Genomic DNA, 24351 nt, shown 5'->3' on the forward strand with positions numbered 1-24351 from the left:
TCGGCCAATGACGCTCTACACGACGGACTATCTGGAGTATTACCTGACGCTGGTGGGCTGGCTGGTCCACAACGGAATCTGGAACGTGCTGGTCGCCAGCGGCGTGTTCGCGATCCCGTTCCTGACCATCGTGATCCAGGAGTGGCTCAAGGCACGCTCCGAAGGGGCCGACGAGGGCAACAAGGGGGTGTTGAGCGCCCTGCGGATCGAGAACCGGGTGTTCGTGGCGATCGTGGTGGTGCTGTTCGGTGGCATCCCGTTCATCGATGTGGATCTGTCCACGATCCGCTTCGACGCGTCGCGCTCCACCCAGTGCCAGACGACGGTGCCCACGCCCGCGCAGACGGGCTGGAGCCAGTCGTTCACGACGCTGAACGACCAGTCGGCGAAGGTGCCGGTGTGGTGGTTCTTCCTGCATTCGATGAGCAAGGCGGTGACGGGCGCGGCGGTGGCGGCGATTCCCTGCGGCACGGATTTGCGGCAGATGCGGATGGAAGTGGATGCCACGCGCATCGATGATCCGGTGTTGGCCCAGGAGGTGGCGGATTTCTCGAAGGACTGCTACGGGCCGGCCCGGGCGCGGTTGTTCATGCAGCGGCCCGATCTGGACGAGGCGCAGGGCAACGAGGTGACCTGGATCGGTTCGCGGTTCTTCGTGGACACGGCGGGGTATTACGACCGCTACCGTTCACGCACGCCGCGCGAGGGATGGCCCTATGAGGCCGAGCGGGATGCGGGCCTGGCCGAAGTCGCCAGCGGCGGGGGCTACCCGACGTGCCGCCAGTGGTGGTCGGATAGTGAGACGGGTCTGCGGGCGCGGCTCCTGGCTCAGGTGAGCCCGAGCCTGCTCACGCGGCTGGCCAACTATGCGGGGTTCGTGTCGCGCAGCGAACTGGACGATTCGGTGATCCGGGCGATTGCGGCACCGCGCCAGCAGAAGCTGAACCAGGGGGAGGTGTACACGGACTATGGCGGGCAGATCGACAAGACGTTCTTCAACGATCTGGCGCGCGGGGCGGGCCACGTGGGGGTCGCCCTGGGTGCGCCGGGCTTCTTCCCGGCGATGGATGTGCTGCGTCAGGCCCTGCCCATGGTGTTGTCGCTGCTCAAGATGGCGCTGGTGATCTGCCTCCCGATGGTGCTGGTGATCGGCACCTACGATCTCAAGGTGCTGATGACGAGCAGTTGCGTGTTCTTCGCGCTGTACTTCGTGGATTTCTGGTTCCAGCTGGCACGGTGGATCGACAGCACGATCCTGGATGCACTCTATGGCTGGGGCTGGGGGTGGAACCGCCCGATGACGAACTTCAATCTCGCGATGGGCCTGGACAATGCGTTCGGCGACATGCTGCTGAACTTCGTGATGGCGACGATGTTCGTCGTGCTGCCGGGGGTTTGGATCACCGCTTTGACTTGGGCGGGCGTTCGCGTCGGTGGTATGGCACAGTACCTGGCGACAGGAGCCAAAGACGCACAGGCAGCAGGGAGCAAAACAGGCGATACCTTGGTGAAAACGGTCTTGTAGACGAGGAAGCGCCTAACCATCATCGTCTGGATCGTAAGGATCAATTCGTGATCCATCCCGATGATAGAGGCCGAACCCAAAAATACCATCGCGCAGTTCTGGCGCTTTTTGTTCGTCGTCAGAGCTTCCGGCACTCCAAGCAACCGCAACGAGGCATCCAAGCAGCAAAGCGAGCCAGAAGGATAGGTAGGCGATGCCGCCAACCGTCAGTAACCTCAGCATCCAAACCACCGCCCTGGTGCCACCGGCTGGAATGCCATGTTCAACCAACCATATTGCTGCCCCATGCTCTTTGCGGGCATAGCTGCGCCAGGCATGAGACGCACCTCTGCCCAGCCGGTAGGTCCATCCAAAAGTGTGTGACTGCGTGGTCATGGTCATCCTCCTTCGCCGTCCGAACCGTCAGCTTCCCCACGGATTGATCACCTGGATGCCACAGTCCAGGAAGTCCTTGACGTTGCGTGTCGCCAAACTGGCTCCCCGCGATTTTGTGATTGCCGCGATCATGGCGTCAAACTGGCTGATAGGCTTTCCTGCCGCCTTGCGTGATGCGGAGATTTCCGCATAGGCATCAGCGGCATCGTCGTCGAAGCCGAGGATCTGCCCAGCCATGTCCGTGACGAAAATTCCTTTGACGGCCTCCAACAAAGCCGTCTTTCGTTGCCCATCCGGCAATACATGCACACCATAGAGTAGTTCTGCACGCGATATGGTGGTCGTGAAGAGTGCAGAGCGGCGCTGCCGGTCGAGCCAGGCCATAGGCACATCTTCCGGAGCCGCTCGCAGAGTCTCCGACAGGACGTTGGTATCGAGAACGATCATGCGCCGAACTCTGGCGGCACGCGGATGGCTTCACGTGCTGGCAATTCTATTTCCACACCTCCGAGACCCTCCACACGTGCCCTGATGGCCTGCACCAGCGAGGGCGCGCGTTCCGGCTCCTTGGACAGAGCGGCACGCAGGATGTCCCGGGCTTCTTCCTCCATGGAGCGGCCATGGATGGCGGCCTGGATACGGAGCCGTCCCTTGAGCTGCTCATCAATGTTCCGAATGGTCATCGTTGTCATCATTGCATCACCTCGTTAGTCAATGACTGCAATTTAGTCGTTGATTGAAATGAACGCAACCGGCTGACGTGTTCGAGACCAATTCGTGGGTTGACTGCACGCCGCTTTCTTCAAAGATTTGCACGGGACGACGCGATATACCAAAAGGATGAGGGCAAAAGGCAAGGGAATGGGGCCGAAGGGGAATGGCCCTACCTGCAAAAGGAAAAGGCCCATCCCGCCCCGAACTCAAGGGATCGCATGTTCGCGCTGTTTCAACGAAAACGCCCTCCGCCACCCGCACAGGCCCCGCACCAGGACGCTGCGCCAAAAGGAAAAGGGCTGACCCGCCCCGAGCCCGCCGCGTCGCTGCTCGCCACCCCGCGCCGGCAAAAGCTGCTGGAACACATCTGGCAGCGCACTTCGCTCTCACGCAAGCAGTTCACCACGCTGTATCAAGCCCCCCTGGAGCGCTATGCCGAGCTGGTCCAGCAGTTCCCCGCGTCGGAAAGCCATCACCACGCGTACCCCGGCGGCATGCTCGATCATGGCTTGGAGATCGTCGCCTACGCGCTCAAGCTGCGGCAGTCGCACCTGATGCCAGCGGGTGCGACACCCGAGGACCAGGCAGCACAGGCCGAAGCCTGGACGGCCGCCACCGCCTACGCGGCCCTGCTGCATGACATCGGCAAGATCGCCGTCGATCTGGACGTCGAGCATGCGGACGGCAGCGCCTGGCATCCCTGGCATGGTCCGTTGCGCAAACCCTACCGCTTCCGGTATCGCAAGGACCGGGAATACCGACTGCACACCGCGGCGGCGGGCCTGCTCTATCGCCAGCTGCTGGACCGCGAAATCCTTGACTGGCTCAGCGGATATCCGACCCTCTGGGCCGCGCTGCTGTATGTGCTGGCGGGCCAGTACGAGCATGCCGGTGTGCTGGGGGAAATCGTGACGCAAGCCGATCGCGCTTCGGTCGCCCAGGAACTGGGCGGCGATCCTGGCAAGGCGATGGCCGCACCCAAACACGCCCTGCAGCGCAAGCTACTGGACGGCCTGCGTTACCTGCTCAAGGAAGAACTCCGGCTGAACCAGCCCCAGGCTTCGGACGGGTGGCTGACGCAGGAGGCGTTATGGCTCGTCAGCAAAACCGTGTCGGACAAGCTGCGCGCGCACTTGCTGTCACAGGGCATCGATGGCATTCCGGCCAACAACACCGCCGTCTTCAACGTCCTCCAGGACCACGGCATGCTGCAGCCCACCCCGGATGGCAAAGCCATCTGGAAAGCGACGGTGACCAGCGACGCGGGGTGGTCTCATGCCTTCACGCTCCTGCGGCTTGCGCCGGCGCTGATCTGGGAGGGTCACGAACGACCTGCGCCGTTCGCGGGCTCGGTAGAGGTGGTGCTGGACGAACCGGCAGCGTGCCAGGAAACGCCAACCACAGAACCGGAAAACTCGCACACAGTTCCCGGCTCCGGCCCATCGCCGTCAGTCGCTGCAGCGTCATCCCTGACGAAAGTCCCGCCTGTGCTGCCAACCCCAGGCGACGGCGTGGATGCGCTGCTGGCCTTGATGGAAACCCCGACAGTCGAACCCGTTGCAACCGAGGCGGCGAAAGCACTGTCGCAACCGACCCCAAGGAACCCGCCCACGGACAGCAGCCCCGAGCCGTCACGCAGCACAGGAACAGCCGTACAGGCACCATCGGGCGAGGACTTCATGGGCTGGCTGCGTCGGCACATCGAGCGACGCACGCTCATCATCAATGATGCCAAGGCCTTGGTGCACACGGTCGCTGGGACCGCTTACCTTGTCAGCCCGGGCGTTTTCCAGCGCTATGCGCAGGAGCACCCGCACGTCGCAGTCCTGGCCAAGCAGGACCAGGTGGCCGATTGGCTGTGGGTGCAAAAACGCTTCGAGAAACTGCAGCTCCATCGCAAGCAGGACAGCGGCCTGAACATCTGGACTTGCGAAGTCACGGGGCCACGCAAGTCCCGGCGCTTGCATGGCTACCTGCTGACGGACCCGAAGCGGTTATTCGAGGACGTGCCGCCCGACAACCCCTATCTGTCCAATCCCGTGAGCGAAGCGGCGCCGGATGGCAGCGCCCGGAAGGAATTGGCGGGAAAGTCCGTCACCTAAGCCGACCATTGCGCGTTGGGCGCTTTCTCCTTCAAAGTGAAGCACACGGCCATGACGGCTTCATGGAAGTTTTGCGGTGTCACGGCCTGAACGGGGGCCAGCCCATCCAACAGGTCGTGCGGCTGTGAAAGCACCCGGTAAATCTCCCAGGGGTCGGCATCACCGGCATGCTTGAGAACCGCCTGGATGAGCCTGTGTTTGAGTGGGTCGAAATGCCAGTCGGGAACCCGCTGGCCCAGGTTCCCCATGCTCAACGCGAGGATCTTCTTGTTGCTGATTTCGTAGCTGATCCAGCGGCGGGACTTGCCCGCCATTTTGGCGAACTCCGCAGCGGACAGGACATTCGGCGCATTGAAGATGTCCACCATCTCGTTGCGCTGGCGCTGGGCGTCGGACAACACGGACTGCTCCCTCGGGCCCGCGATGGCCGACAAGCGGCGCACCGTGTCCGGCACCGTTGGCGCAGTCTGAGGCGTACTGCTCACCAGCCGTACCGGCGTTGGTGCGATCACCCCGCGCGCATCGTGGTGCGAGTGTTCATGCAGAACTTCCGGGACGCCCTCCAGATGCAGGGTCAGGCGCATGCTGCCCGCTTCGACCTGATGCTGCTCGAACAGATCGAGCCGGTCCGCCCAGTCCTGCATCATGTGCCGACGTTGCTCCACATATTCCGCATGGTTGTAGGCGGCGCTCACCTGATCCGGGTCGGTGTGGGAAAGCTGGGCATCGATCCAGACCTTCGGGTAACCGATTTCGTGCAGTGCGGTGGACATGGTTCCCCGGATACCGTGGCCGGTCAGTTGATCGGTGTAGCCCATGCGCTTGAGTGCGGCATTCAGCGTGTTTTCGCTGATGCGTTTTTTCAGGTCGCTGTAGTGGCAGAACAGGTACTTTTGCGCGGGCTTGAACTTCGCCAGCATGTGCCGGACGATCTCCATGGCTTGGACGGACAACGGCACGATGTAAGGGGGAATGTCGGCGGGACGCTTGCCCTCCTTGCGCATCTCCAACTGCAATTGCTTCACGACCTCGGGTGGGATGATCCACAGGCCCTGATCGAGGTGAAACTGGTCCGGGGTCGCCAAGCGCAACTCCCCCGTCCGCACCCCGGTCAGCATCAGCAATCGCAGTCCGAGCTGGGTTTGCAGTTTGCCGTGGTATCTGCGCAGACGCTGCAGCATCGCGGGCAACTCGGCCATGCGCAGGAACGGGTTATGGCGAACCGGAGGCTGCGGCATGGCCACGACATCCAGATCGAACGCCGGGTTCTGTTGCAGTCCGGGCACGACGATCAGGGCGTAGCGAAACAACTGGCGCAGCCATGTGCGCACTTTCTCGGCGACGCTCAGGGCCTTGCGCCGCTCGATCTTGGCAACGACCTCCAAAAGGTCAGGCCGCTGGATTTCGTAGATGGGCGTTTTTCCGAGGGTGGGCAAAACATCGTTGTCGAAAACCCGTTTGATCTGCGAGAGCGTCGTTTGACGGCCTTCCTTGAGGCTCAGAGAACGGTGGATGACCCACTTGTCGAAGACAGCCTTGAAGGTGTTCTCGTCCGCCAGGCGCACGGCCTGCCGCTTTTGCTTTCGATCCGAGCGGGGATTGATCCCCTTGGCCAGCAGAGCACGGGCTCCGTCGCGCAATGCACGGGCTTCTCGCAGCCCCACTTCCGGGTAGGTTCCGAGCGACATGCGTTTTTGCTTGCCGACCCAGTAGTAACGGTAGTGCCATGCCTTGCCCCCGGTCGGAGAGACTGCGAGGCAAAGCCCGTCGATATCGCTGAGTGTGTAGGGTTTGCCGTTCGGCTTTGCGTTGCGGACGGCCATATCCGAGAGTGCCATGCTATCTCCTGAGCTTCGCGTCAGGGCTACATGCTTGTCTCTTTGGCCTCGCTCCTCCAGCAACAATCCGGTCTGCGCCGCGTCCGTATTGATGGACTTAAAAATGGACTTAAAAGTCCTGGATGCAGGCGGAATTCAATGGACGTCACTGGAATGAAAAAAGGGGCAAAAGCCCCTGTTTTCAACGACTTACAGACGTCAGTGGAAGTCTGTAGATCATAAATTGGAGCGGGAAAAGAGACTCACACTCCGATTCTGGTGAAGTCAACGCCGGCGATCTATACAAAAATCGTGACGCTCTAGCCGCAACGCGGAATCGCCGATTCCAGAAGGAATCCGTAGATAATGGCGTACTTGCTAATAAGCAGCCCCCTCCTCAATCGGCGAGCCCGTAACTGCTTCATAGATTAATGAGCAACTGCCTATCTCTGGACAATATGTAAACAAGACACTGGGAAGGACCGCACAAAACACCGACACTGCGCCGAGTATGAAGGCGCTCGCCACGTTACGCTGGTTCGTATTCTTAATCCCTAGTGCTATGAACATTATTCCGAACGTAATATTTACCAGTATGGCACCTAGCCGAACGTCACTTGTCACGCGTTCAAATCGCGTCAGATACCCGTCGGGAAATCCCAGGTACATATATTCTCTTGTCCCAATCCCTGCTGTGGATAAATGCAAACCAGCAATCACGAGGTATATGAACCGATACAACAAAGCCTCCTAGACCAAGTTAGTATTGCAGAAGCTGTCTCGCATTAATCCTTGGACAGTTGAATTTTGTCTGGAGACCAAGCACGCGGTGACTCGATAGCACGCCACCCCGTGCAGCGATAGGAAACGGTTTTGTCGCTGAAGTTTGCTGTTTACTTCTAAAACCGTTTGCTGACCCCTGCCTTGGCACCAGCTGATTTCTCCCCTTCGCCTTCAATATTGAACAGAAGCGAAAGGTCTATGCTCCACTGGTCCATGGTTTCCAGACTAAGGCCAGCCGTGAGCGATCCGAAAGCTCCAGACCCGTCGAGGCCGGAAAAACCTCCGGTGATCCCCAGTTTGGGAACAAGTACTGCTTCATTTTCAAGAGTGAACTGACGAGAGATTTCTGCTCCAAGGCTGACGCGAAACTGCTCCGATGAAAACCCATCGATTGTGAGTTCATCACCTGCGCCATTTGTTACAGAGTAAGTATCCACTGTTTCAGTAAAATAGACCGCTCTCAGCTTTGGCGTCAACGTCGTGACCTCATCGATGTACCATTGACCTTTGATGGAGGTGTCTGCCATCCAGCGCGTTGTGTCGAATGATCCATCCCAAAACTCTGTATCGATATCATTAGCCGAGGCACCATAAAGCAGGCTTGTGTCCCAAAAAACACCCTTGCCGATTTCCACCGACGCATATGGACCTGCGAGCCAGCCGTTTCCTGTTAACTCTGCGTCCTCGTTGGTCGGGTCTGTCATTCTATCATAGTGCACGCTAAAACCAATCAGTGCTCTTTCGTTGATCAGGTAATCGGTGCCGGCTGACATCAATCCAAAGCTGCCCCATTTCCCGGTGCCTTCACCGTCTCTCTCGCGCTTGTGCATCAGGAATTTTCCATCGATCCAGATATTAAAGGGCGATGTAGCCGCTCCGTCGCGAGATGACTGCAGCTGTGCCAAGCTTGTAGAAAAACCGAGTGTCATCCCCTGTTCGGAAGGCATCATTCTTGCCGTGATCGGGTCGTTTGAAGCTGACATCTTCCGGCGCTCCAAAAGCCCCGGGACGCTGATCGTCGATGCAATCATGTTTTGTCGCGTTTTCACGAAACCTTGGACCATATTATGAATGTCCGTTGCTACCTCTGCCGGATCATAACCAAGGCTGTAAGTCACTGTTCCCGTGCTGCTCCCGATCCCACTGGAAAGGCTGAAGGTAACGATAACAGTGCCGGAATAACCTGATGCTGGCGTAAACTTCAGGTACCAGCCGACTGGCGAGACGGGGCCGACTTGAGCGTAATCACCCATTGTTATTGTCGCTGTTCCGGCATTGGCGGGCTGGACCGAAACCAGATTGGCACTATCGAAGGGGCCACCCGTAGCATTTTTGTCGAGACGGACATCGGGGGGGGATGAGCCCGCGGGTACCACAATGGTCTGGTCTACAACCGTAACGCCACGCTCTTTGACCAACAGCGTATAGCTTCCTGTCGCCGTTGCATTGTTTGCGTCGGTGACCTTGATACTGAAGCTGAAAGTACCCTCACTGTTATCCGCCAATGTACCAGAAAGGACACCCGCCGAACTTAACGAAAGGCCGTTGGGAAGTGTTCCAACGACTGCGTAGGAAAGCGGTCCAGCCCCACCTGCTGCGCTGAAAGCTTGGGTGTAAGTTTCGCCAGCCATGGCGTCTGGAAGGTTCCCGGCCGAAGGAGTGAAGACGAAGCTTGGCGCAGTTTCCGGATTAACCGTCAATGAATAGGAAACGTCACCTGTATTGGCTGGAAGAGCGGCGTCGGTCGCTGTGACCGTGAAACTGAAAATTCCTGCTGCCACGGGTGTTCCTGTGATCGATCCACTTGAAGGATCAAGATTAAAGTTCGAAGGAAGCGCACCTGCTGTGATCGTGTAGTTATAGGGCGAAGTTCCGCCGGATCCGGTAACTGTCTGGCTATACGCAACATTTACCGTTGCTGCGGGAAGAGCTCCTGCAGGAGGAGAAAAACTGACCACCACTGCCACTGGGGCCTGGCGTGTGATGTTCACAGTATAGGTATTTGTGGTGATGCCATCCTCTGCGATGACAACAACTGAGATCGTGTTGGGACCAACATTCAGGCTGACAGGCGTTGTCGCAGGTTGGCCATTGACGGTGACAGTGGCGTTGCCATCTGCCGCGATCGGCGTGACGGCGATTGACGACGTGCCGTTGGCAACTGTTGCAGTGTAGCTCGTGGTTCCAGAGGCAAAGGCCGGTGAAAGCGTGCCAGACGACAACGACAGCCCGCTCAAGTCGGAAACCGTAGATGCCGGGGCCTGGCGTGTGATGTTCACAGTATAGGTATTTGTGGTGATGCCATCCTCTGCGGTGACAACAACTGAGATCGTGTTGGGACCAACATTCAGGCTGACAGGCGTCGTCGCAGGTTGGCCATTGACGGTGACAGTGGCGTTGCCATCCGCCGCGATCGGCGTGAAGGTGATGGACGACGTGCCGTTTGCGACTGTTGCAGCGTAGCTTGTAGTTCCAGGGGCAAAGGCTGGGGAGAGCGCCCCGGACGATAACGACAGCCCATTAAGGTCTGCATTGGTCGATAAAGGCGTCACATAATCGAACCCTTCCTCGACCGCAGTAGAGCTAAATGCAGAGGTGACTTCTACGTCAACCTTGCCAGTGCTCTGAACAACAGGCGACACCGCTCTGATCGTCTGATCACTAACAATTGTGAAACTGGCCGGAACGGTTCCAAAATTCACGCCAGTCGCTTCGCTAAAGCCATATCCGACGATCGTGACTACCGTACCGCCCGTGGTGGGGCCGGTATCTGGGGTCACACCACCACTGATCAGTGGAAGTGACGACAACGGATCCGCTGTAAAGCCATCGATCAATGTGACGTCGCCATTGCTCGCGGACACCACAACGTCATGCGTTCCCGAAATTGTCTCAGGTGTAACTGCCGTGATTGTCGTGTCATCGGTCACATTAAAACTGCTTGCCGCAACGTTTCCGATTTTTACTCCGGTTGCACCGGTAAAGCCCGACCCAGTTATAGTGACAGAGTCTCCCCCGAGTGTCGTTCCAGAGTTCGGGGTTATGTTGCTGATCGTTGCCGCAGAAACCGACGAAGCAAAGCCGATGACGCACGCCGTTGTCATAGCAAAGACGAAATTTAGAATGGTGAAAGTAAACACTCTACGGAGCAAAAAATGGCTGAGGATAACCTGAGAATCGCCGACCAGGAAGTTTTGCGCTACCGGAGCCAAAGCTGCTTTCGCGGTGGATATGCGCCGAAACAACCCTCCCACCAATGTGGCCAAAACGGCAATTGAGAGAAACGATACTACTAACGCCATGTTTTACCTACCCCTGAAAGGCACCCCGTCTTGCGAATCGTCCATTTGAACAATTCCGAAAATCCCCATGTGCATTGAAATTGGCTGAGTTGTTCGTTCGGCTGCAACCGAGAAAGCGCAGAACAATATCGAGCTTGCGCACAAAGCCGTGTTTCATCTGTTGTTGTTTCACTTATGTGACATAGGGACACGCTTGTAATTGACCTGAACACAATCGATAACTATCTGGTTGAGGAGAATGCAGTTCCTTAGCCGGGCTGACTACGCTTAACGCGCGAAGAGTTTTCATTTTATGGTTGTGAGAAAAGCACAGGCAAGTCAGTTCCCAGAGCTCCCATTTGCGCAACGACGTGCCGTCCGATTTGATGATGCAGCCAGACTTTCCGGACGTCTGACAGGAGACAGTGCAACCAAAATCGAATACTGGCCCACGAAAAGTGGCGACACTTTTCAGTTCTCGTTCTCAGCGGTTGTTTCCGAGAGACTTCGTATTGTTTCTAGCGCAAGTACGCCAATGCGTTTCTCATCGTCGGATTCGCCTTACGGAATTGTTCTACTTCCAGTGCACGGCCAATCGATAGCGACCAGGGATCGAAAATCAATTGAATGGGGTGAAGGACGCAATGCCGTTTATCTCCCACCAGGCACGACAAGCGGCGAAAGTGGATTAAGATCCGTCGCCGGGGTAGACATAGACCCCGAAAGGCTTGGCAGAATGGCAGATGTAATGTTGGGCGAACATTCCGATAGAAACCGCGGACTAAATCTGGAGACGTTTCGTCCGCTTGATTTAAGTTTTGGAGAAGTCCAGTTTCAAAGAGTTTTTGAACATTACATGACGTTGCTCAATGCCATGGATTCTGATGCGGACCGAATAGAAAAATCCGGACTTTCTGACATGATATTGCGATCTACGATTATGTTGTTGGTCCCGCACATGTTCTTTAGTGTCGAACGAAAGCCGGTAACAGCGTCTCAAGTGAGGATAGCAAGGATCTGCGAATACATCGATGCCAATCTAACCACAAAGATCACGCTCACGGATTTGGAGCGATTGAGCGGTCTTTCTGCTAGAAACCTGCAGTACACGTTCCGCAGTCTGATGGGTCACAGTCCGATGCAGTGGGTTACTGAGCGACGACTGCAAGCAGTTCGAGATAATCTTTTGGCTGCTCGGCCTGGGGCCTCTCTCTCAGCAATAGCGTCTATTTACTTCACCAATCTAGGAGATTTCGCGCGATACTACAGAAAGCGTTATGGCGAATTGCCTTCAGAAACCTTGTTCCGCGCACAGAGAAAACCATTCAGGACATGATACAGCATGAATTTATCCGACATGCTGTAAAGCAATAAGTACTCCAAGCGTCTTCTGTCGAATACGATAAACGGTTAAAATAACTGAGCAAATATCTGACGCGGCTATTCGCCAAATCCCTTCAATCGCAGATCCCGGGACGTTCTGCTTTTAAGTAGTTAATCGCTTGGGGGTGCCCGAAAAGTGCAAGCTCAAATGAAATTCTGCAGTTTTTCCGATCGCATCATCCATATTGATGACATCTTCGTATGGGTAGCCGTCATGTAAAACCCTCAACTCTAGATGCTGATGTACTTCCTTGTTGGGTCTGAAGTGAGCAGACAGTTCCCTCACCTTTTTCATCAAGCAGCTCTTTTAGAATTCCCGTGTGTGGTCGAACTACACGAAACGCGCTGGTACCCTTTTTCAGAACCGCGTATTCAATGTGAAAATCAGTGACCTTCTACTCACTTTGCTCAACGCGCGCCCAACTAAATGAAGTCACGCAATATGACGATACGAGGGCAAAATTGCTCGCCACCAACGAAATAATTCGAGGAGCGGAGTGGTTTGCGCGTCACTTGCTCGGTCACGATGAAATAGCTGCAACCGTGACCATCTAATTGGATGGAGTGAGGTAGCACGTTGCGCTGGAACCTCGGATTTAATTCCTTGTTGCGTAGTGCTTGTTCCCGTTGCTCAACGTCTCGTTTATCGGAACCTACACCAGGACGGCTGTGAAATTTGACTATTTTGTCGAGGCAAGACAATCACTTCAGAGAGGCTGTGAATTTCAATATGCACTCGGCTGCTTGCTCCGCTCTCGACTGCAGGAGAAAGTGCGGCCCTTCGATCGTAAAAATGGCCTCTGGAGCCAGATCGAAATCTGCCGACATTTTCGACGGCACCAGTCGATCCTCCGTTGCCCGGAGATAAATCATAGGAAGAGACAACTTTCTAAGTTGCTCACGGGTGTCGACCATTAGAACCTCTCTAAGGCGCCCCGCAATGGTGGCGGAGGGAATGCGGTTCAACGCACGTCTGAAACTCTTTGCGAAGGCTTCACCTGACCACTTCCCCAGAAAGAGCGGTTGTACCAGCCAAAATAGAAACTTGGACCTGATTGGTGCGATCTTGACTATATGGGCGAAACATAAAGGCACAGGCACAGGCGATCTCGCAAAAGTCGCAACAAATACGATACCTCTCAAACCCTTCGGTTTCTGCGATGCGAGCACGATTGCGAGTGGACCGGAGAAGGATTCCGCGACGATGACAAAATCATCGTCGGGGAGTGTGTTTTTAACCCAAATTTGGAGATCATCGTATCGGTAGAGGTTTGACGGATACCGGATGACTGACACGGTATTTTCCTTTGAGAGAAGGTTCTCTAGCTCCGATAGCAGTAGTCCAGTTCCATCCAGCCCTGGTAGAATAAAAATTTTCATCTCGGATGATTAGCCTCGACGCCACTATCGTTCGTGTGCAAATGCATTGTGGGAACATCCCCTTCGTAATCCTCGTAATTACACTAATGTGCGGCTAGATTTAACGCAGAGTAATCGCTTTAAGCAACGTTTGAGTCCGATCGGGCAAGAAGGATTCGGGAAGGAATCCTTCGCAGGGGCTCGGTGAAAAGGGTGCGAAGGACGTTCAATATCTTGGAGTTGAATCAGTAGCGTGTGTAGGTCCAAAGCTGTGCGGGTGGGATGTTGCGCAGAACAAAGTCAAAATGACGAATTTTATAAAGGTGTGGCTGCGCAACAATTGGCGAAACAGGGCCGTAGGAAATCTGAATAACTGGCCGTCCGGCTGGAATTCTGTTCAGCAGATTGTCCAAAAGGTTGATGCGAGAAGCCATCGGAAAATTTAGCATTGGCACTGCGGAGATGACGCAGTCAAACATCTGATGTTTTTGTTCCCCTAGCGTCACATTTAGATCGAAAGCGTCACCATTAATGAAATTCACGCCCGGATAGCTGCATAGAAGTTGGTGGTAGAAGTCCGTGGAATATTCGATCGCCGTTACGGCTTCTGGCCTCACGCCGCGCTCCAGGATCGCCTTGGTGATGCAACCAGTGCCCGGCCCGAGTTCCAGAACGGGCAAGCCCGATTGGGGATCGATGATGCTAGCCATCCGGCGGGATGTAACGCCCGACGTTGGTACGATCGCACCGACCTTTTTGGGCTGGTCCACCATGCCTTTGAAAAAACGAAGCTCTTCTTCAAATCGTCTGCCGAAGCGCTCTTTCAAGCTCAGTCCCATCTGGGCCCCCCTCCTTTTGAATAACACAATACCTATCGCTACGGTTTATGTAGCTAGAACATCTTGGAAAAGCTAGCCTAATCGAACGCCGTTATCCATTCGCTGTAGAAAGTGCCTCTGGTAGTGGGCTTGCGAGGCCGTTGGTTTGATAAATCGACACCGACAAGGTAGCTTCGCGGCGACGAAACACGCCTTTAAGACAACGGGAAAGTGCGCATGGAGTTTGGGCGGTCAGCAAGTTTGCGATATTCCTATTATCAGTGCGCCATCACTCTTGGATAAGCCGTCAGGGCGCATCGAAAATTGCGCTTATTTTGTAGAACGGCGGAGTGCGGCCGCTCCAGGTAGCGGGCAATTTGTTAGACGAGGAACTGGCGGGCCGCGCCTAAGGCAAGCAATTCCAGCCGATGTGCCTGGCGAGTACCACCGCGCCGAAGTCGAGGGCGGGGCACGTTTTCGCACAACGCCAAGATGGGGTGGGTTGTGCGATGGGCATTGCGGTTTTCGGTCGGGCTGTGAGGGAAGACTCAAAGCAACTGCGACGTTCACAGCCCGTCGGGAATGCGCAGGTCGGGCCAGTCCCTTTGGTAGCGCACCAGCACGCGGTCAAGCAGCGGTGTTTCCGGATCAGGAAGCGGCAATTCAGCCAGGAGAGGCTTATAGGCCAAAGACTGATTCATTAGCGGGTGGTCAAATTCGAGCGGATTGGACAAGCCTGCCCATTCGCGAATGCGCAAGAATGCGAGTATTTCGTAGGGAAAGAGCTTGAACTTTGGGTTGTCAAATTCATTGAGGGCATCTGGATCAGAGTCATCTGTCGACTGAATGTGATGTTCAGCCATATCCTCCACCCACCGTTTGACCTTGGACAGGTCTGTGGTTTTCCAGTCTGTCAGCACCTGATCGTATGGTGCCATCCTCTCAGGGTGTGAGTATGGCGTCAGGTCGATGAATGGCTCGCCTTTCCCTGCACGAAACATCTGGATGAGAAACCAAAAATGCGGATAGAGAGAACCAGCGTTGTGGCGTTCGTTGTTGCGCAAGTCCAGCAATGGAGTGTCCAATCCTTTGACCAAGGCATCACCCACAGCGAGCGCCCTTCGCTTCCAACCACAAATTATTTGCAAGCCTAATAAAAATGCCGCTTGATCCATAAGGAAAGGTCCTGCCCGCCCTACAGTCGCAGGAGGCTCGTCCATTAAGAAAGACCAGACAGCGTATTTACTTGCGAAGACCAGATTCTCAATATCCCGCGCTCCGCTCAGCAACGAGGCACGATAACGAGCGAAGTGCCATACTAGTAAGCTATTTGTCTTGAGCGCCACCAACGAAAAATCCGCTTGTCCATCAGCATACTGCTCTAATTTTTCCTTAGGCTGGTTTAGGTGCAGCTTGATGTTGAGCGGGTCAACATTCCAATTCAGACAGTCTTTTTTAGCAAGCTTAGTTAGTTTGCTCACTTCTGAGTTTGCATTCACTTCTAACTCCAATCAAGGGCTGGGTACGCGCCGCCGCGCTAAGTTCACCACTCCCGAACACGTTATCCCTTACTGCTAGTCGCTCTTCCCGAGTCTTCGTCAATGATTTGCCGAGCGAGTGGACGGGTCATGGGTTGTCGTCGGGCTGCGAATTATCAACTGGCATACTCTATCAGAAACTCTGCCCCCCGATCCCGAGTGTAACCCTAACCTGCTCTTGCCATGGAAAAACTACCATAGAATGCCCGCCGCCAGCTTCGTGGCTAACAAGAACATTGACACCGCGACAATTGCGTCAAGGCCACGCCACATTTGTTTATTTCTAAATAGCGGCGCGGCCAGTCTGGAGCCTATGGTAAGGAAGGAGAACCAGAAAAATGACGCGGACATTGCACCACCTGCAAATGCTGCTTTAACGATGCCTTCTTTCGTCGTGCTAATGGTGCCAATGACGAAAACAGTATCCAGCCAAGCATATGGCGTCAGTAGCGAGTGAAAAAGAGCGCCTTTGATTACCGCAGAGCGTGCAGCATTGAAGTGCGGCTGTTCTGCAACAATTTCTACTCCCTTTATCGCTCCCATCAGAGCTTGGCAGCCGAAAAATACCAAATACGCAATGCTTCCCGTCATCGTTACCAACAAAAGCAACGGGTTTTCCGTAATCAGCGCGCCAAGGCCCCACACACCCAGAAGTATCAAAAGAATGTCGGAAATTGAACATATCAGGACAAGCGCCAAGGCGTTTCCGGCGCGAATGCTATTTTTTATGACGTAAGTGTCTTTGGGGCCAAGAGCTATCAGCAATCCCAACGCGAGTCCGAGGCCCTCTATAAATGGGATGCTCATAACGGTTCTCTCTGTTCGTGCCGGAGGTGATTGCGCCTGTGGATTTCAATCTAAGCCCAAACGAGATTCGGAATTGCTGATGCCAACAACGCAATGCCCGATAGCGTGAGCAGGCCAAGAACAACTTGCCTGAATTGCGCTTCGGTCATGCCGACATATAGCTTGGCGCCCAGCAGCGTGGGCACAATCATCGCTGTTGCGACGACAGCGAAGAAAGGCAACATTTCAGACGTAACAATACCAGTGGCGAGATATGTCCCCATCGTCACAAGAAGCATCGACAGATTGAAATTCTGAATAATGCCTCTTTGCATATCTTTAGGAAAACCCCGGATAATACACCACAATGTCGGCAGAGTGCCTGTGAAGCCACCAATGCCTCCCATAATGCCTCCGGCTAATCCAGCAACGCCATCGCCAAACCTTCCACCAAACTCAAGTTTCGGTAGTCGCGTTGCTAGCAGCATCGCCGGACACCAAAGGACGAGAAGGCCGCCCAAAATCGCGCGGAAGGCGTCAATATCGAGATGGGGCAAAATTTTAACGCCGATGGGTATTCCAGCCAGTCCGCCAAGGATGAATGGGATTAAGAGCTTTAAGTCGAAGCCGCGGCGCGTAGTTACAACTGCGAGTATTTGACCAAAAAGTGCGCCAAATACTGCGAGAGTGGCCGCCAGGCGTGGGTCAAGAACCCAGGCCCAAAATGACATTGCAACCAGGCCAAATGCGAAGCCCGATATGCCTTGCACAAGCCCCGCTGCGACTGCGCCGAGAATGACAACAAGATATATGTGATCCATGAACTCTTCTCGGTTTTCGATTGGAGGCTCGAGCCTATCATCGCCTTCAACTCTATTTGTCAGGCGAAACAGTAATCAAAAGCACTTCGATTTCTGGGCGGCTTCCGGTTCTTGGGCCTTACCTCTGAACTTTAGTCGGTACGGGTCTCTGCTGCGCTTTGGCTCGTTCGCAAAACTCAAAATATTGATCTGATTTGCATGCGAGTGTAAGTGCTTCACATTTGACGCTGATGTGCGGTGCCTTAACGATCAACGTAGCTCCCGCTGTGAGAAACCCCACGTGTAAGCTATTCCAATCATTCTGTTTTATTTCGTACCAGAGCAAAAGAGGTTTATTGCGAAATTGAATTCCAGCACTTGAAATGGTTATTGCTGGATGACGTAATGCAAGCCACATTGGCAGAACCCGGACCGCAAAGAGGAGCATTGCAAACGCGGCCAGCCCCAATATCCAGTAGAAAGTGTGATCCAGTGGGATTCTGGTGCGTTGGACATACTGACCGATCGCGATAGACCCGAGGACGGCTCCAAATGCTATTATTATGATTGACATAACAGCCAATTTTACTGGCGATCTGTAAATATCATGCGTCGTCTCTTCAGCCACGTTATTGTTCAACCCATCCATTTTTTAGGTCCCATTAGGTTGTGCGCCACTCTACCTGTGCTAGCAGACGAAGATCACAATTCAGTAGATGCCCTATGTGGGAGGTTCTGTAGCGCCATTCAAAATATCCACACCGCAATAAGCTACAAAATAAGTAGCGTCAATAATCAAAGTATGTATAGTTCGTAGCCGTATTGGAGCGGACATCGGCTAGATAGTGAAGATCATGTGTCTCTGTAATTGCTTAGGAATTGCGTTCGCGGAACGGCGAGATGTTCAGGTCTCGATCACCAAATGCGATAATGTCTTAGGTAGCTTGTCTGTTGGCCACACGGGATGAAACAGGGAATTTTGCTCGGATGCATTTAATGCGATCAAGTTCGGAGGTCATAACGCGAACGCTAGTGACAGGTGGCTTTTTCGAAACATCCCCCACGTTACACGGGACTGGAAAGCGCGTTGTTTAGAAGTTTAGTAAAATGACAGGATACCGTGATGTTGCTGCTCAATTCCACACCAGATCCATGCCTTTCTTTCGAACCTTAACGGCGACAGGAGGGCGTTTTTGTTGCCCTGCAACAGCCATGAGCATCGTACGCAATGATCAATGAGAAGAGACATGCAGATGCCCGCACCTCTGCCATCACCATCAAACGAATTCTGAAGGTCAATCACGCTGGCGAGTTTGGTGCAATACGCATCTATACTGCGCAGATTTTCGTGGCCCGTCGCCTTTTTCCAGAGATCGTCGCAGATCTCGAGAAAATGCGGGATGACGAGATTGATCATTGTCGCCTTTTTCTTCAGGCGATGCCTGTAAGGAATGCTCGGCCCTGCCGCGTTATGACTTTTTGGAGCGTTGGTGGTTATGTTCTCGGTCTTTTGACGGCCCTATGTGGGCGCAACATGGTTTGGATTTGCACTGAGGCCGTCGAAAGCACTGTCCATAGGCATTTGGAAGATCAACTGACTTTCCTCATACATCGTGATCCTGAGCTTCACACTTTGATAAAGTCGATTCAAGATCAGGAATTGGCGCATCTTAGGGAGGCGGAAAATCAGCGGGAGAAAGGACAAGCACATTCATTGTTTCTACCCCTTATCTCCGGTCTTACAAACCTTATGATCTGGCTTTCAACGTGGGGAGATTCAAGCTGGATGCGTGCTGAGATCGCGCGTAGCAATGCAGCGTAGAACAGATTGTTGCGCTGTTGTAATTTCGCTGAAATTCCAAAGGGTCGCCGACCGGAGAATGTCATCGTATTTGTAAAGCGCTATCGGCGTGTCAAAATTGGCCGGCTTTCTCCTGAATTTGCTAACCGTCGATTTAAAAGGAGGTTTCCAGCGATGTTCCAGCCTCCATGTTACAATAACTGATGCCCCTGAGCGGTCGCTGGAAATGGCATGGATCGAACCTTCATGGACTGATGAAAATGCGACATCTGTCGCCTATCGATGGCGGCCTCGCCAAATCGGTCCCATGAGCGGAGACGCTCACATCCGCATGATTTCTGAAATATGCACGCTCGTATAACTGGCTCCAGCGTCGTGCGAATTAATAGAACTGAGGACGTCATTTGTTAGTCATAGAGACAATAACCGAACTCCGCCTCGTGCTAGATGCAATGCGGCGAAAAGCGAATAAGATTGGCCTCGTGCCGACGATGGGTGGTCTCCATCGGGGTCACATGGAGCTGGTCAAACAAGCAAAGAGACGTGGCTCCGTTGTTGTGAGTATCTTCGTCAACCCCACTCAGTTCGGCCAAAATGAAGATCTGGACACCTATCCTCGTGATCTTCCAAGCGATATCGCCTTATGCGAAAAGCACGGCGTTGATATCGTTTTTGCTCCATCGGTTACTGAAATCTATCCTGCGCCGATGGGCACGATCGTTGACGTTGAGCCGCTATCAAATATTCTGATCGGCGTTCTCAGGCCAGGCCATTTCAAAGGTGTTGCAACGGTCGTTACCAAACTGTTCAACATCGTCGAGCCTGATGTTGCTTTTTTCGGAGAGAAAGATTTCCAGCAACTCGCAGTCATCAGACGTATGGTCAACGATCTATCGTCGCGGGTCGACGTCGTTGGAGTTCCCACTGTCCGCGACGACGATGGTCTTGCGTGCTCAACGCGTAATGTGAAACTCACGACAGATGATAGATCGTCTGCAATCGTGGTTCCGAACGCGCTTCGCTTAGCCGAGCTTATGATCTCGAACGGCGAGCGGGATACTAGCATCATTCGAAACGCAATCGAGACGATGATTCAAAACGTTCCGAACGCAGTCGTTCAATCTGTTGATATTTGTGACGTGAAAACGCTTCAGGCTGTTACAAAGATTGGCCACGATCCAGTTGTTGCCTTGATCGCTGTGAAGTTTGGCGAAGTTTCGCTAATCGACCAAATCGTTGTTGAAGCGAATGATGGAACCTTGCAATGAGCGCCCAATCCCATAGCCGACGCATTACCGTTCCAGATATCCGCGGTAAAAAGGGTGTTCAACCAATAGTCTCATTAACCGCCTACAGTGCACTGACTGCTCGGTTCGTCGACCCGCACGCGGATATCATTCTCGTTGGCGACAGCCTGGCTATGGTTGAACATGGAATGGAAACGACGCTGGGTGCGACGCTCGATCTTATGATCTTTCACGCTCAAAGTGTTATGCGAGCGTCAAAACGAGCGCTTGTCGTCGTTGATCTTCCTTTTGGTTCTTACGAAGCAAGCCCCCAGGATGCATACCGCAGCGCGTCCCGAGTGTTGTCGCAGACTGGATGCTCGGCGGTGAAACTTGAAGGTGGAGCAGCTATGGCACCCACAGTTGAGTTCCTTACATCTCGAGGAGTGCCCGTTATGGGTCACATTGGATTGACGCCTCAATCTGTGATGGGCACGGGCGGTTTCAAGACACAGGGGCGGGACCGCTCAACATGGGAAGTCATTAAACAAGACGCAGTCACGATAGAAAACTCCGGAGCATTTGCGATTGTTCTTGAGGGGATTGTTGAACCTCTGGCAAGGGCGATCACAAACATGCTCAAAACTCCTACAATTGGAATTGGAGCATCAAGCCACTGCGATGGGCAGATCCTTGTTCTTGAAGATATGCTTGGATTCAACCCCAAAGTTCCGCGTTTTGTCAAAAAATTCGGAACAATTGGGGATGCTGTTGATAAGGCCATCGCCGAGTACGCGGCGTCGGTTTTAGATCGAAGTTTTCCTGGCCTAGAGCACACCTATGAACCGAAAGATTGATGGCGTGTTGCCATGCTAAGGTCGGCACGCTCAACTTCTTGCCAACATATCGATAGGTCGGTCCACTCGGAGAGTGTTTGGCGAGACCGGCCTATCAGATATTGATGTGAGTGTCAGGCGAACGCTACGTGTTGCGGTGCCAATGCAGGACGGCCTCTCAAGGAATCCGAAATCTTTTCAGCGACCATCATTGTCGGGCAATGCAGGTTGGCATTGACAATTCGCGGCATGATGGACGCATCAACGACGCGCAGGCCTTCTGTTCCGTAAACCCGGCCGTCAGTGTCGACAACTGCAAGATCGTCGACCCCCATACGGCAACTCGAGCATGGATGATACTGAGTGTTCGCATTGAGCCTAAGCCAGGCTAAAAGCTCAGCATCTGGCATTTTGTAGAGCCCCGGATCAATCGATGCGCCTCTGAGCTTGTTCCAAGCCGGCTGGTTCACAATCTCGTCTGTATGGCGTATTCCATCCATGAGGTCTTTCTGATCATCTCGATCGGCAAGATAGTTCAGAACAATTTTAGGATGTGCAACTGGATCCGCAGAGTTTAGGGTCACTTCGCCGCGACTACGAGGCAGCGCTAGGCAGGTTTGATAAACGAAGCCGTCCTCGACAGAAACGCTCCCATGTGACAGTTCACCGAGAACAGGAAGAAACTCGTGCTGGATATTCGCGTACTCCGCACTGTCGCTACTTTTGAAAAATGAACCAGTTTCCCAAAGATTGGTCGCACCCAAACCAGACTTCAAAAATAACCACTGCGCACCAACGGCCGCCATCTTAAGCTTGCTCATGTCTACTCCGGGAGAGACGCCCCGGCGCGAAGCCCGATACTTCACTGACACTGCAATATGATCTTGAACGCCTTTTCCAACGCCAGGCAAATCCACAATCGTGTTGATACCTACGGCCGCCAATTCCCGGGCAGGCCCAATCCCAGATAGCAGAAGTATTTGCGGTGAGTTGAAAGCTCCACCACAAACGATAACCTCTTTTTCTGCGAAAACGTTGACCGTTTCTCCATTCTGTACGTATCGGACGCCAACAGCACGCTTTCCATCAAAAATAATCTTCTGAACGAGGGCGCTCAGTTCCACTTTGACATTACCTTTTCGCATCGCTGGACGAAGGTATTGACGGCCACCGCTCGCGCGAACGCCGTGATCGATGTTTGCCTGATAGGCGTGCACGCCTTCCTGACGATATCCATTATAGTCGTCATTAAGAGCATGACCCGCTTGCTTGCCGGCCTCAAGAAACGCTTGAAATGGCTCAAGTTCAGCTTTCATAGTCGTGATTGCTATCGGACCGTTGCCGCCGCGGTATTCGCTGGCACCGCCGTCAAAGGTCTCCAACCGCTTGAAGTATGGAAGGCAATGGGCGAAGCTCCAATCCGGCAGTTGGTAGTCCGAAGCCCAGCGATCATAATCTCTAGGATTGCCCCGCACATACACCATACCATTCAATGAGCCCGACCCGCCAAACATCTTGCCTCGGACATGCGTGAGGTGTCGAGGACCTAACTCTGGTTCAGGACCTGTTTCGAAAGACCATATCCTTTTCTTATCGGTCAATGGGTAAGAGAGTGCGGCGGGCATACGTATGAAAATGGAATTGTCTGATGGCCCAGCTTCCAGGACTAAAATCCGGCTCTCACGCTCTTCTCCAAGGCGCTTAGCAACTATCGAACCAGCAGCACCCGATCCGATGACAATGTAATCGTATTTCTTTCTATTCATGTTCCCACTTCTTATGACTTGTCTGAGCGGAACTTGGGATCTGAGCCAAGCCCGAAAAGGGAGGATGGAAAAACGCCCTGTGCCCTTCTGCCAGACAATCGTCTCTAGATTCTCGGTTTGAAAATCTGACAGACAAAGGCCGCTTCGTGAGCTAAGCTTTGACCTAATAACGACAATCGACGGTGATCCCGTATACCCCATTTGGCATATTGAGCGCGTTGCGCCTGAACAGGAATGAAACTTGCCGACGTGATACGCTTGGACCATATTTGAGTGCTGGTATTAGGTGATCTTGGGAAACAGGAGCTGGAATGGAAAGACTTGATGCAAAACACGGAATAGCGTTTGCAAAGCATCTATATAGTTCCAGGCGAACGGCGATGTTCCCGTCAGCCCTCATCAGCTCACTTCAAACGATTGCGCCGTTTGAAATTTTTACAGTAACCCTTTTCTCGTCCAATAGGCCTCCGATATTTCTCGATGGAAATCTTCAGGACTTTGTCTCTCAGGCGATTATTGATAAATTTCTTTCTGGGACATACCTTCTGGATGCTGTGTACACAGCTTGCTGCGCCAAAGTTTTACCAGGCCTCTACAGGCTCTCTGAGCTTGCTCCGGACAATTATTTTTCCAGCGAATTCTATAATTCGTCGGATTTTCACCCTTGTGTTTCAGAAGATGCCGGATCTCTTGCGGAAGAGATAGTGTACATGGCTCAGCCGATAGATAATGTTTATCTTGTGATTTCACTTATGCGTAGAAACGGGATGCAGGCATTCGACTCGATCGAGTTTGAAAATCTGAAGCTACTTGAACCTGTGATATTAGAGACTTCTGTAGAACACTGGAGAGGAGAGTCGGAGAAATTCCTCAAACCAGATCTTCCCAAATCCGAGTCTACTCTGGAAAAGGCTTTTGTAACGTTCGCTAAGGAAAAACTGTCACCTCGAGAACAAACAATTGTAAGCCTCTTATTAAGGGGACATTCAACGCTTTCGGTGGCTCACAACCTCGATATCGCAGAGGGAACAGCAAAGGTTCATAGAAGAAATATATATGATAAGCTGCGGATTACGAGTCAGGCTGAAATGTTTCTGATGTTCTGTTCGCATGTCATAGACACCAAGTAGCCCTGTTGATACTTCGTCAGAATGACGTATCCGCAGGACCGCCAGTGCGCGAATGCCGCTGTCGCCCTTAAGTCGCTTCGGGCTCACATCTCGATTGGCATGGCTTGCAGCTCTCTATTCGCGAGCGTTTGATTGCCCCGCGACAAACCAGTCGCCCCGCGGCACGTCAGTAAAAATAACTGTTGTGTCCTTCTGCGATATCTTCAGCTTCTCTTCAAGAAGCGCAGCAATTTTTACGGCAATTTCAGCCTTCAGGCTCTCATCTCTTCCAGAGAAAAGTTCAATTTTTACGATTGGCATGCGGGTACTCC

Annotated in this window: 19 protein-coding genes; 7 read left to right on the top strand and 12 right to left on the bottom strand. The window is 53.6% G+C overall.

Translation table 11 applies throughout. The annotated features are described in order from the left end of the window. Nucleotides 1-7 precede the first annotated feature (7 nt). Complete coding sequence (locus RMR16_RS25285; protein WP_320200723.1) at nucleotides 8-1525, top strand: conjugal transfer protein TraG N-terminal domain-containing protein; 1518 nt, start codon at nucleotides 8-10, stop codon at nucleotides 1523-1525. Between the two features lie 12 nt (nucleotides 1526-1537). Here the strand turns inward: RMR16_RS25285 and RMR16_RS25290 are convergent, their stop codons facing one another. From RMR16_RS25290 to RMR16_RS25300, 3 genes are read right to left on the bottom strand one after another with little or no spacing between them, the layout of a single operon-like run. Then, nucleotides 1538-1900 carry a DUF3742 family protein gene (locus RMR16_RS25290; protein ID WP_320200724.1) on the bottom strand — a complete coding sequence of 121 codons (363 nt, stop codon included), beginning with the start codon at nucleotides 1898-1900 and terminating at the stop codon, nucleotides 1538-1540. Nucleotides 1901-1927: 27 nt separating this feature from the next. Next, nucleotides 1928-2347 carry a type II toxin-antitoxin system VapC family toxin gene (locus tag RMR16_RS25295; protein ID WP_284425027.1) on the bottom strand — a complete coding sequence of 140 codons (420 nt, stop codon included), beginning with the start codon at nucleotides 2345-2347 and terminating at the stop codon, nucleotides 1928-1930. Further along, a complete protein-coding gene (locus RMR16_RS25300; RefSeq protein ID WP_272548433.1) occupies nucleotides 2344-2592 on the bottom strand; it encodes a FitA-like ribbon-helix-helix domain-containing protein in 249 nt (82 codons plus the stop codon). The genes RMR16_RS25295 and RMR16_RS25300 overlap by 4 nt, the downstream gene beginning before the upstream one ends. 240 nt (nucleotides 2593-2832) lie before the next feature. Here RMR16_RS25300 and mobH point away from each other — a divergent pair, with 240 nt between their 5' ends. Next, on the top strand, nucleotides 2833-4716 hold the full coding sequence (gene mobH, locus RMR16_RS25305; RefSeq protein ID WP_320200725.1) for a MobH family relaxase: 1884 nt from the start codon (nucleotides 2833-2835) through the stop codon (nucleotides 4714-4716). Here the strand turns inward: mobH and RMR16_RS25310 are convergent. Together RMR16_RS25310 and RMR16_RS25315 are read right to left on the bottom strand one after the other, a co-directional pair. Then, on the bottom strand, nucleotides 4713-6554 hold the full coding sequence (locus RMR16_RS25310) for a tyrosine-type recombinase/integrase (protein WP_272548435.1): 1842 nt from the start codon (nucleotides 6552-6554) through the stop codon (nucleotides 4713-4715). The two genes, mobH and RMR16_RS25310, sit on opposite strands and share 4 nt — an antisense overlap. An 878-nt stretch (nucleotides 6555-7432) precedes the next feature. Then, nucleotides 7433-10618, bottom strand: coding sequence for a cadherin-like beta sandwich domain-containing protein (locus RMR16_RS25315; RefSeq protein ID WP_320200726.1), 3186 nt, complete (start codon nucleotides 10616-10618; stop codon nucleotides 7433-7435). Nucleotides 10619-10910: 292 nt separating this feature from the next. On the opposite strand from RMR16_RS25315, the gene RMR16_RS25320 reads away from it, so the two are divergent. Continuing rightward, nucleotides 10911-11933 (top strand): helix-turn-helix domain-containing protein, encoded by a 1023-nt coding sequence (locus tag RMR16_RS25320; RefSeq protein WP_320200727.1) that lies wholly within the window; start codon nucleotides 10911-10913, stop codon nucleotides 11931-11933. Nucleotides 11934-12682: 749 nt separating this feature from the next. Here the strand turns inward: RMR16_RS25320 and RMR16_RS25325 are convergent. From RMR16_RS25325 to RMR16_RS25345, 5 genes are all read right to left on the bottom strand, one after another. After that, the gene (locus tag RMR16_RS25325) at nucleotides 12683-13360 is read right to left on the bottom strand and encodes an alpha/beta fold hydrolase (RefSeq protein ID WP_320200728.1); all 678 of its coding nucleotides are present in this window, start codon (nucleotides 13358-13360) and stop codon (nucleotides 12683-12685) included. A 224-nt stretch (nucleotides 13361-13584) separates the two neighbouring features. Continuing rightward, nucleotides 13585-14178 carry a phospholipid N-methyltransferase PmtA gene (pmtA, locus tag RMR16_RS25330; protein WP_320200729.1) on the bottom strand — a complete coding sequence of 198 codons (594 nt, stop codon included), beginning with the start codon at nucleotides 14176-14178 and terminating at the stop codon, nucleotides 13585-13587. A gap of 545 nt (nucleotides 14179-14723) precedes the next feature. Continuing rightward, nucleotides 14724-15656 carry a hypothetical protein gene (locus RMR16_RS25335; RefSeq protein ID WP_320200730.1) on the bottom strand — a complete coding sequence of 311 codons (933 nt, stop codon included), beginning with the start codon at nucleotides 15654-15656 and terminating at the stop codon, nucleotides 14724-14726. A 231-nt stretch (nucleotides 15657-15887) separates the two neighbouring features. After that, nucleotides 15888-16502, bottom strand: a complete 615-nt coding sequence (locus RMR16_RS25340; protein WP_320200731.1) for a LysE/ArgO family amino acid transporter — start codon at nucleotides 16500-16502, stop codon at nucleotides 15888-15890. Between the two features lie 50 nt (nucleotides 16503-16552). After that, a complete protein-coding gene (locus RMR16_RS25345) occupies nucleotides 16553-17302 on the bottom strand; it encodes a sulfite exporter TauE/SafE family protein (protein WP_320200732.1) in 750 nt (249 codons plus the stop codon). 1207 nt (nucleotides 17303-18509) lie between these two features. On the opposite strand from RMR16_RS25345, the gene RMR16_RS25350 reads away from it, so the two are divergent. The 3 genes from RMR16_RS25350 to panB all read left to right on the top strand — a co-directional run bounded on the left by RMR16_RS25350 (nucleotide 18510) and on the right by panB (nucleotide 21165). Further along, nucleotides 18510-19103: a demethoxyubiquinone hydroxylase family protein gene (locus RMR16_RS25350; protein ID WP_320200733.1), complete on the top strand. Its 594-nt coding sequence runs from the start codon at nucleotides 18510-18512 to the stop codon at nucleotides 19101-19103. 383 nt (nucleotides 19104-19486) lie between these two features. Further along, complete coding sequence (gene panC / locus RMR16_RS25355; protein WP_320200734.1) at nucleotides 19487-20350, top strand: pantoate--beta-alanine ligase; 864 nt, start codon at nucleotides 19487-19489, stop codon at nucleotides 20348-20350. Next, nucleotides 20347-21165: a 3-methyl-2-oxobutanoate hydroxymethyltransferase gene (gene panB, locus RMR16_RS25360; RefSeq protein WP_320200735.1), complete on the top strand. Its 819-nt coding sequence runs from the start codon at nucleotides 20347-20349 to the stop codon at nucleotides 21163-21165. The genes panC and panB overlap by 4 nt, the downstream gene beginning before the upstream one ends. Nucleotides 21166-21278: 113 nt before the next feature. On the opposite strand, the gene RMR16_RS25365 is transcribed toward panB, so the two are convergent. Then, the gene (locus tag RMR16_RS25365) at nucleotides 21279-22910 is read right to left on the bottom strand and encodes a choline dehydrogenase (RefSeq protein WP_320200736.1); all 1632 of its coding nucleotides are present in this window, start codon (nucleotides 22908-22910) and stop codon (nucleotides 21279-21281) included. A gap of 311 nt (nucleotides 22911-23221) precedes the next feature. Here RMR16_RS25365 and RMR16_RS25370 point away from each other — a divergent pair, with 311 nt between their 5' ends. Continuing rightward, nucleotides 23222-24040, top strand: a complete 819-nt coding sequence (locus tag RMR16_RS25370; protein ID WP_320200737.1) for a response regulator transcription factor — start codon at nucleotides 23222-23224, stop codon at nucleotides 24038-24040. Between the two features lie 114 nt (nucleotides 24041-24154). On the opposite strand, the gene RMR16_RS25375 is transcribed toward RMR16_RS25370, so the two are convergent. Beyond that, nucleotides 24155-24340 carry a tautomerase family protein gene (locus RMR16_RS25375; RefSeq protein ID WP_320200738.1) on the bottom strand — a complete coding sequence of 62 codons (186 nt, stop codon included), beginning with the start codon at nucleotides 24338-24340 and terminating at the stop codon, nucleotides 24155-24157. Nucleotides 24341-24351 lie beyond the last annotated feature (11 nt).

The sequence above is a fragment of the Agrobacterium sp. rho-13.3 genome (genome assembly GCF_033957765.2).
In the GTDB taxonomy this organism is placed as follows: Bacteria; Pseudomonadota; Alphaproteobacteria; order Rhizobiales; family Rhizobiaceae; genus Agrobacterium.

Excerpts from the sequence above, each read along its gene's own strand:
- RMR16_RS25285 (WP_320200723.1), top strand. The coding sequence starts at position 8 with ATGACGCTCTACACGACGGACTATCTGGAGTATTACCTGACGCTGGTG.
- RMR16_RS25290 (WP_320200724.1), bottom strand. The coding sequence starts at position 1,900 with ATGACCACGCAGTCACACACTTTTGGATGGACCTACCGGCTGGGCAGA.
- RMR16_RS25295 (WP_284425027.1), bottom strand. The coding sequence starts at position 2,347 with ATGATCGTTCTCGATACCAACGTCCTGTCGGAGACTCTGCGAGCGGCT.
- RMR16_RS25300 (WP_272548433.1), bottom strand. The coding sequence starts at position 2,592 with ATGACAACGATGACCATTCGGAACATTGATGAGCAGCTCAAGGGACGG.
- mobH (WP_320200725.1), top strand. The coding sequence starts at position 2,833 with ATGTTCGCGCTGTTTCAACGAAAACGCCCTCCGCCACCCGCACAGGCC.
- RMR16_RS25310 (WP_272548435.1), bottom strand. The coding sequence starts at position 6,554 with ATGGCACTCTCGGATATGGCCGTCCGCAACGCAAAGCCGAACGGCAAA.
- RMR16_RS25315 (WP_320200726.1), bottom strand. The coding sequence starts at position 10,618 with ATGGCGTTAGTAGTATCGTTTCTCTCAATTGCCGTTTTGGCCACATTG.
- RMR16_RS25320 (WP_320200727.1), top strand. The coding sequence starts at position 10,911 with ATGGTTGTGAGAAAAGCACAGGCAAGTCAGTTCCCAGAGCTCCCATTT.
- RMR16_RS25325 (WP_320200728.1), bottom strand. The coding sequence starts at position 13,360 with ATGAAAATTTTTATTCTACCAGGGCTGGATGGAACTGGACTACTGCTA.
- pmtA (WP_320200729.1), bottom strand. The coding sequence starts at position 14,178 with ATGGGACTGAGCTTGAAAGAGCGCTTCGGCAGACGATTTGAAGAAGAG.
- RMR16_RS25340 (WP_320200731.1), bottom strand. The coding sequence starts at position 16,502 with ATGAGCATCCCATTTATAGAGGGCCTCGGACTCGCGTTGGGATTGCTG.
- RMR16_RS25345 (WP_320200732.1), bottom strand. The coding sequence starts at position 17,302 with ATGGATCACATATATCTTGTTGTCATTCTCGGCGCAGTCGCAGCGGGG.
- RMR16_RS25350 (WP_320200733.1), top strand. The coding sequence starts at position 18,510 with ATGATCAATGAGAAGAGACATGCAGATGCCCGCACCTCTGCCATCACC.
- panB (WP_320200735.1), top strand. The coding sequence starts at position 20,347 with ATGAGCGCCCAATCCCATAGCCGACGCATTACCGTTCCAGATATCCGC.
- RMR16_RS25365 (WP_320200736.1), bottom strand. The coding sequence starts at position 22,910 with ATGAATAGAAAGAAATACGATTACATTGTCATCGGATCGGGTGCTGCT.
- RMR16_RS25370 (WP_320200737.1), top strand. The coding sequence starts at position 23,222 with ATGGAAAGACTTGATGCAAAACACGGAATAGCGTTTGCAAAGCATCTA.
- RMR16_RS25375 (WP_320200738.1), bottom strand. The coding sequence starts at position 24,340 with ATGCCAATCGTAAAAATTGAACTTTTCTCTGGAAGAGATGAGAGCCTG.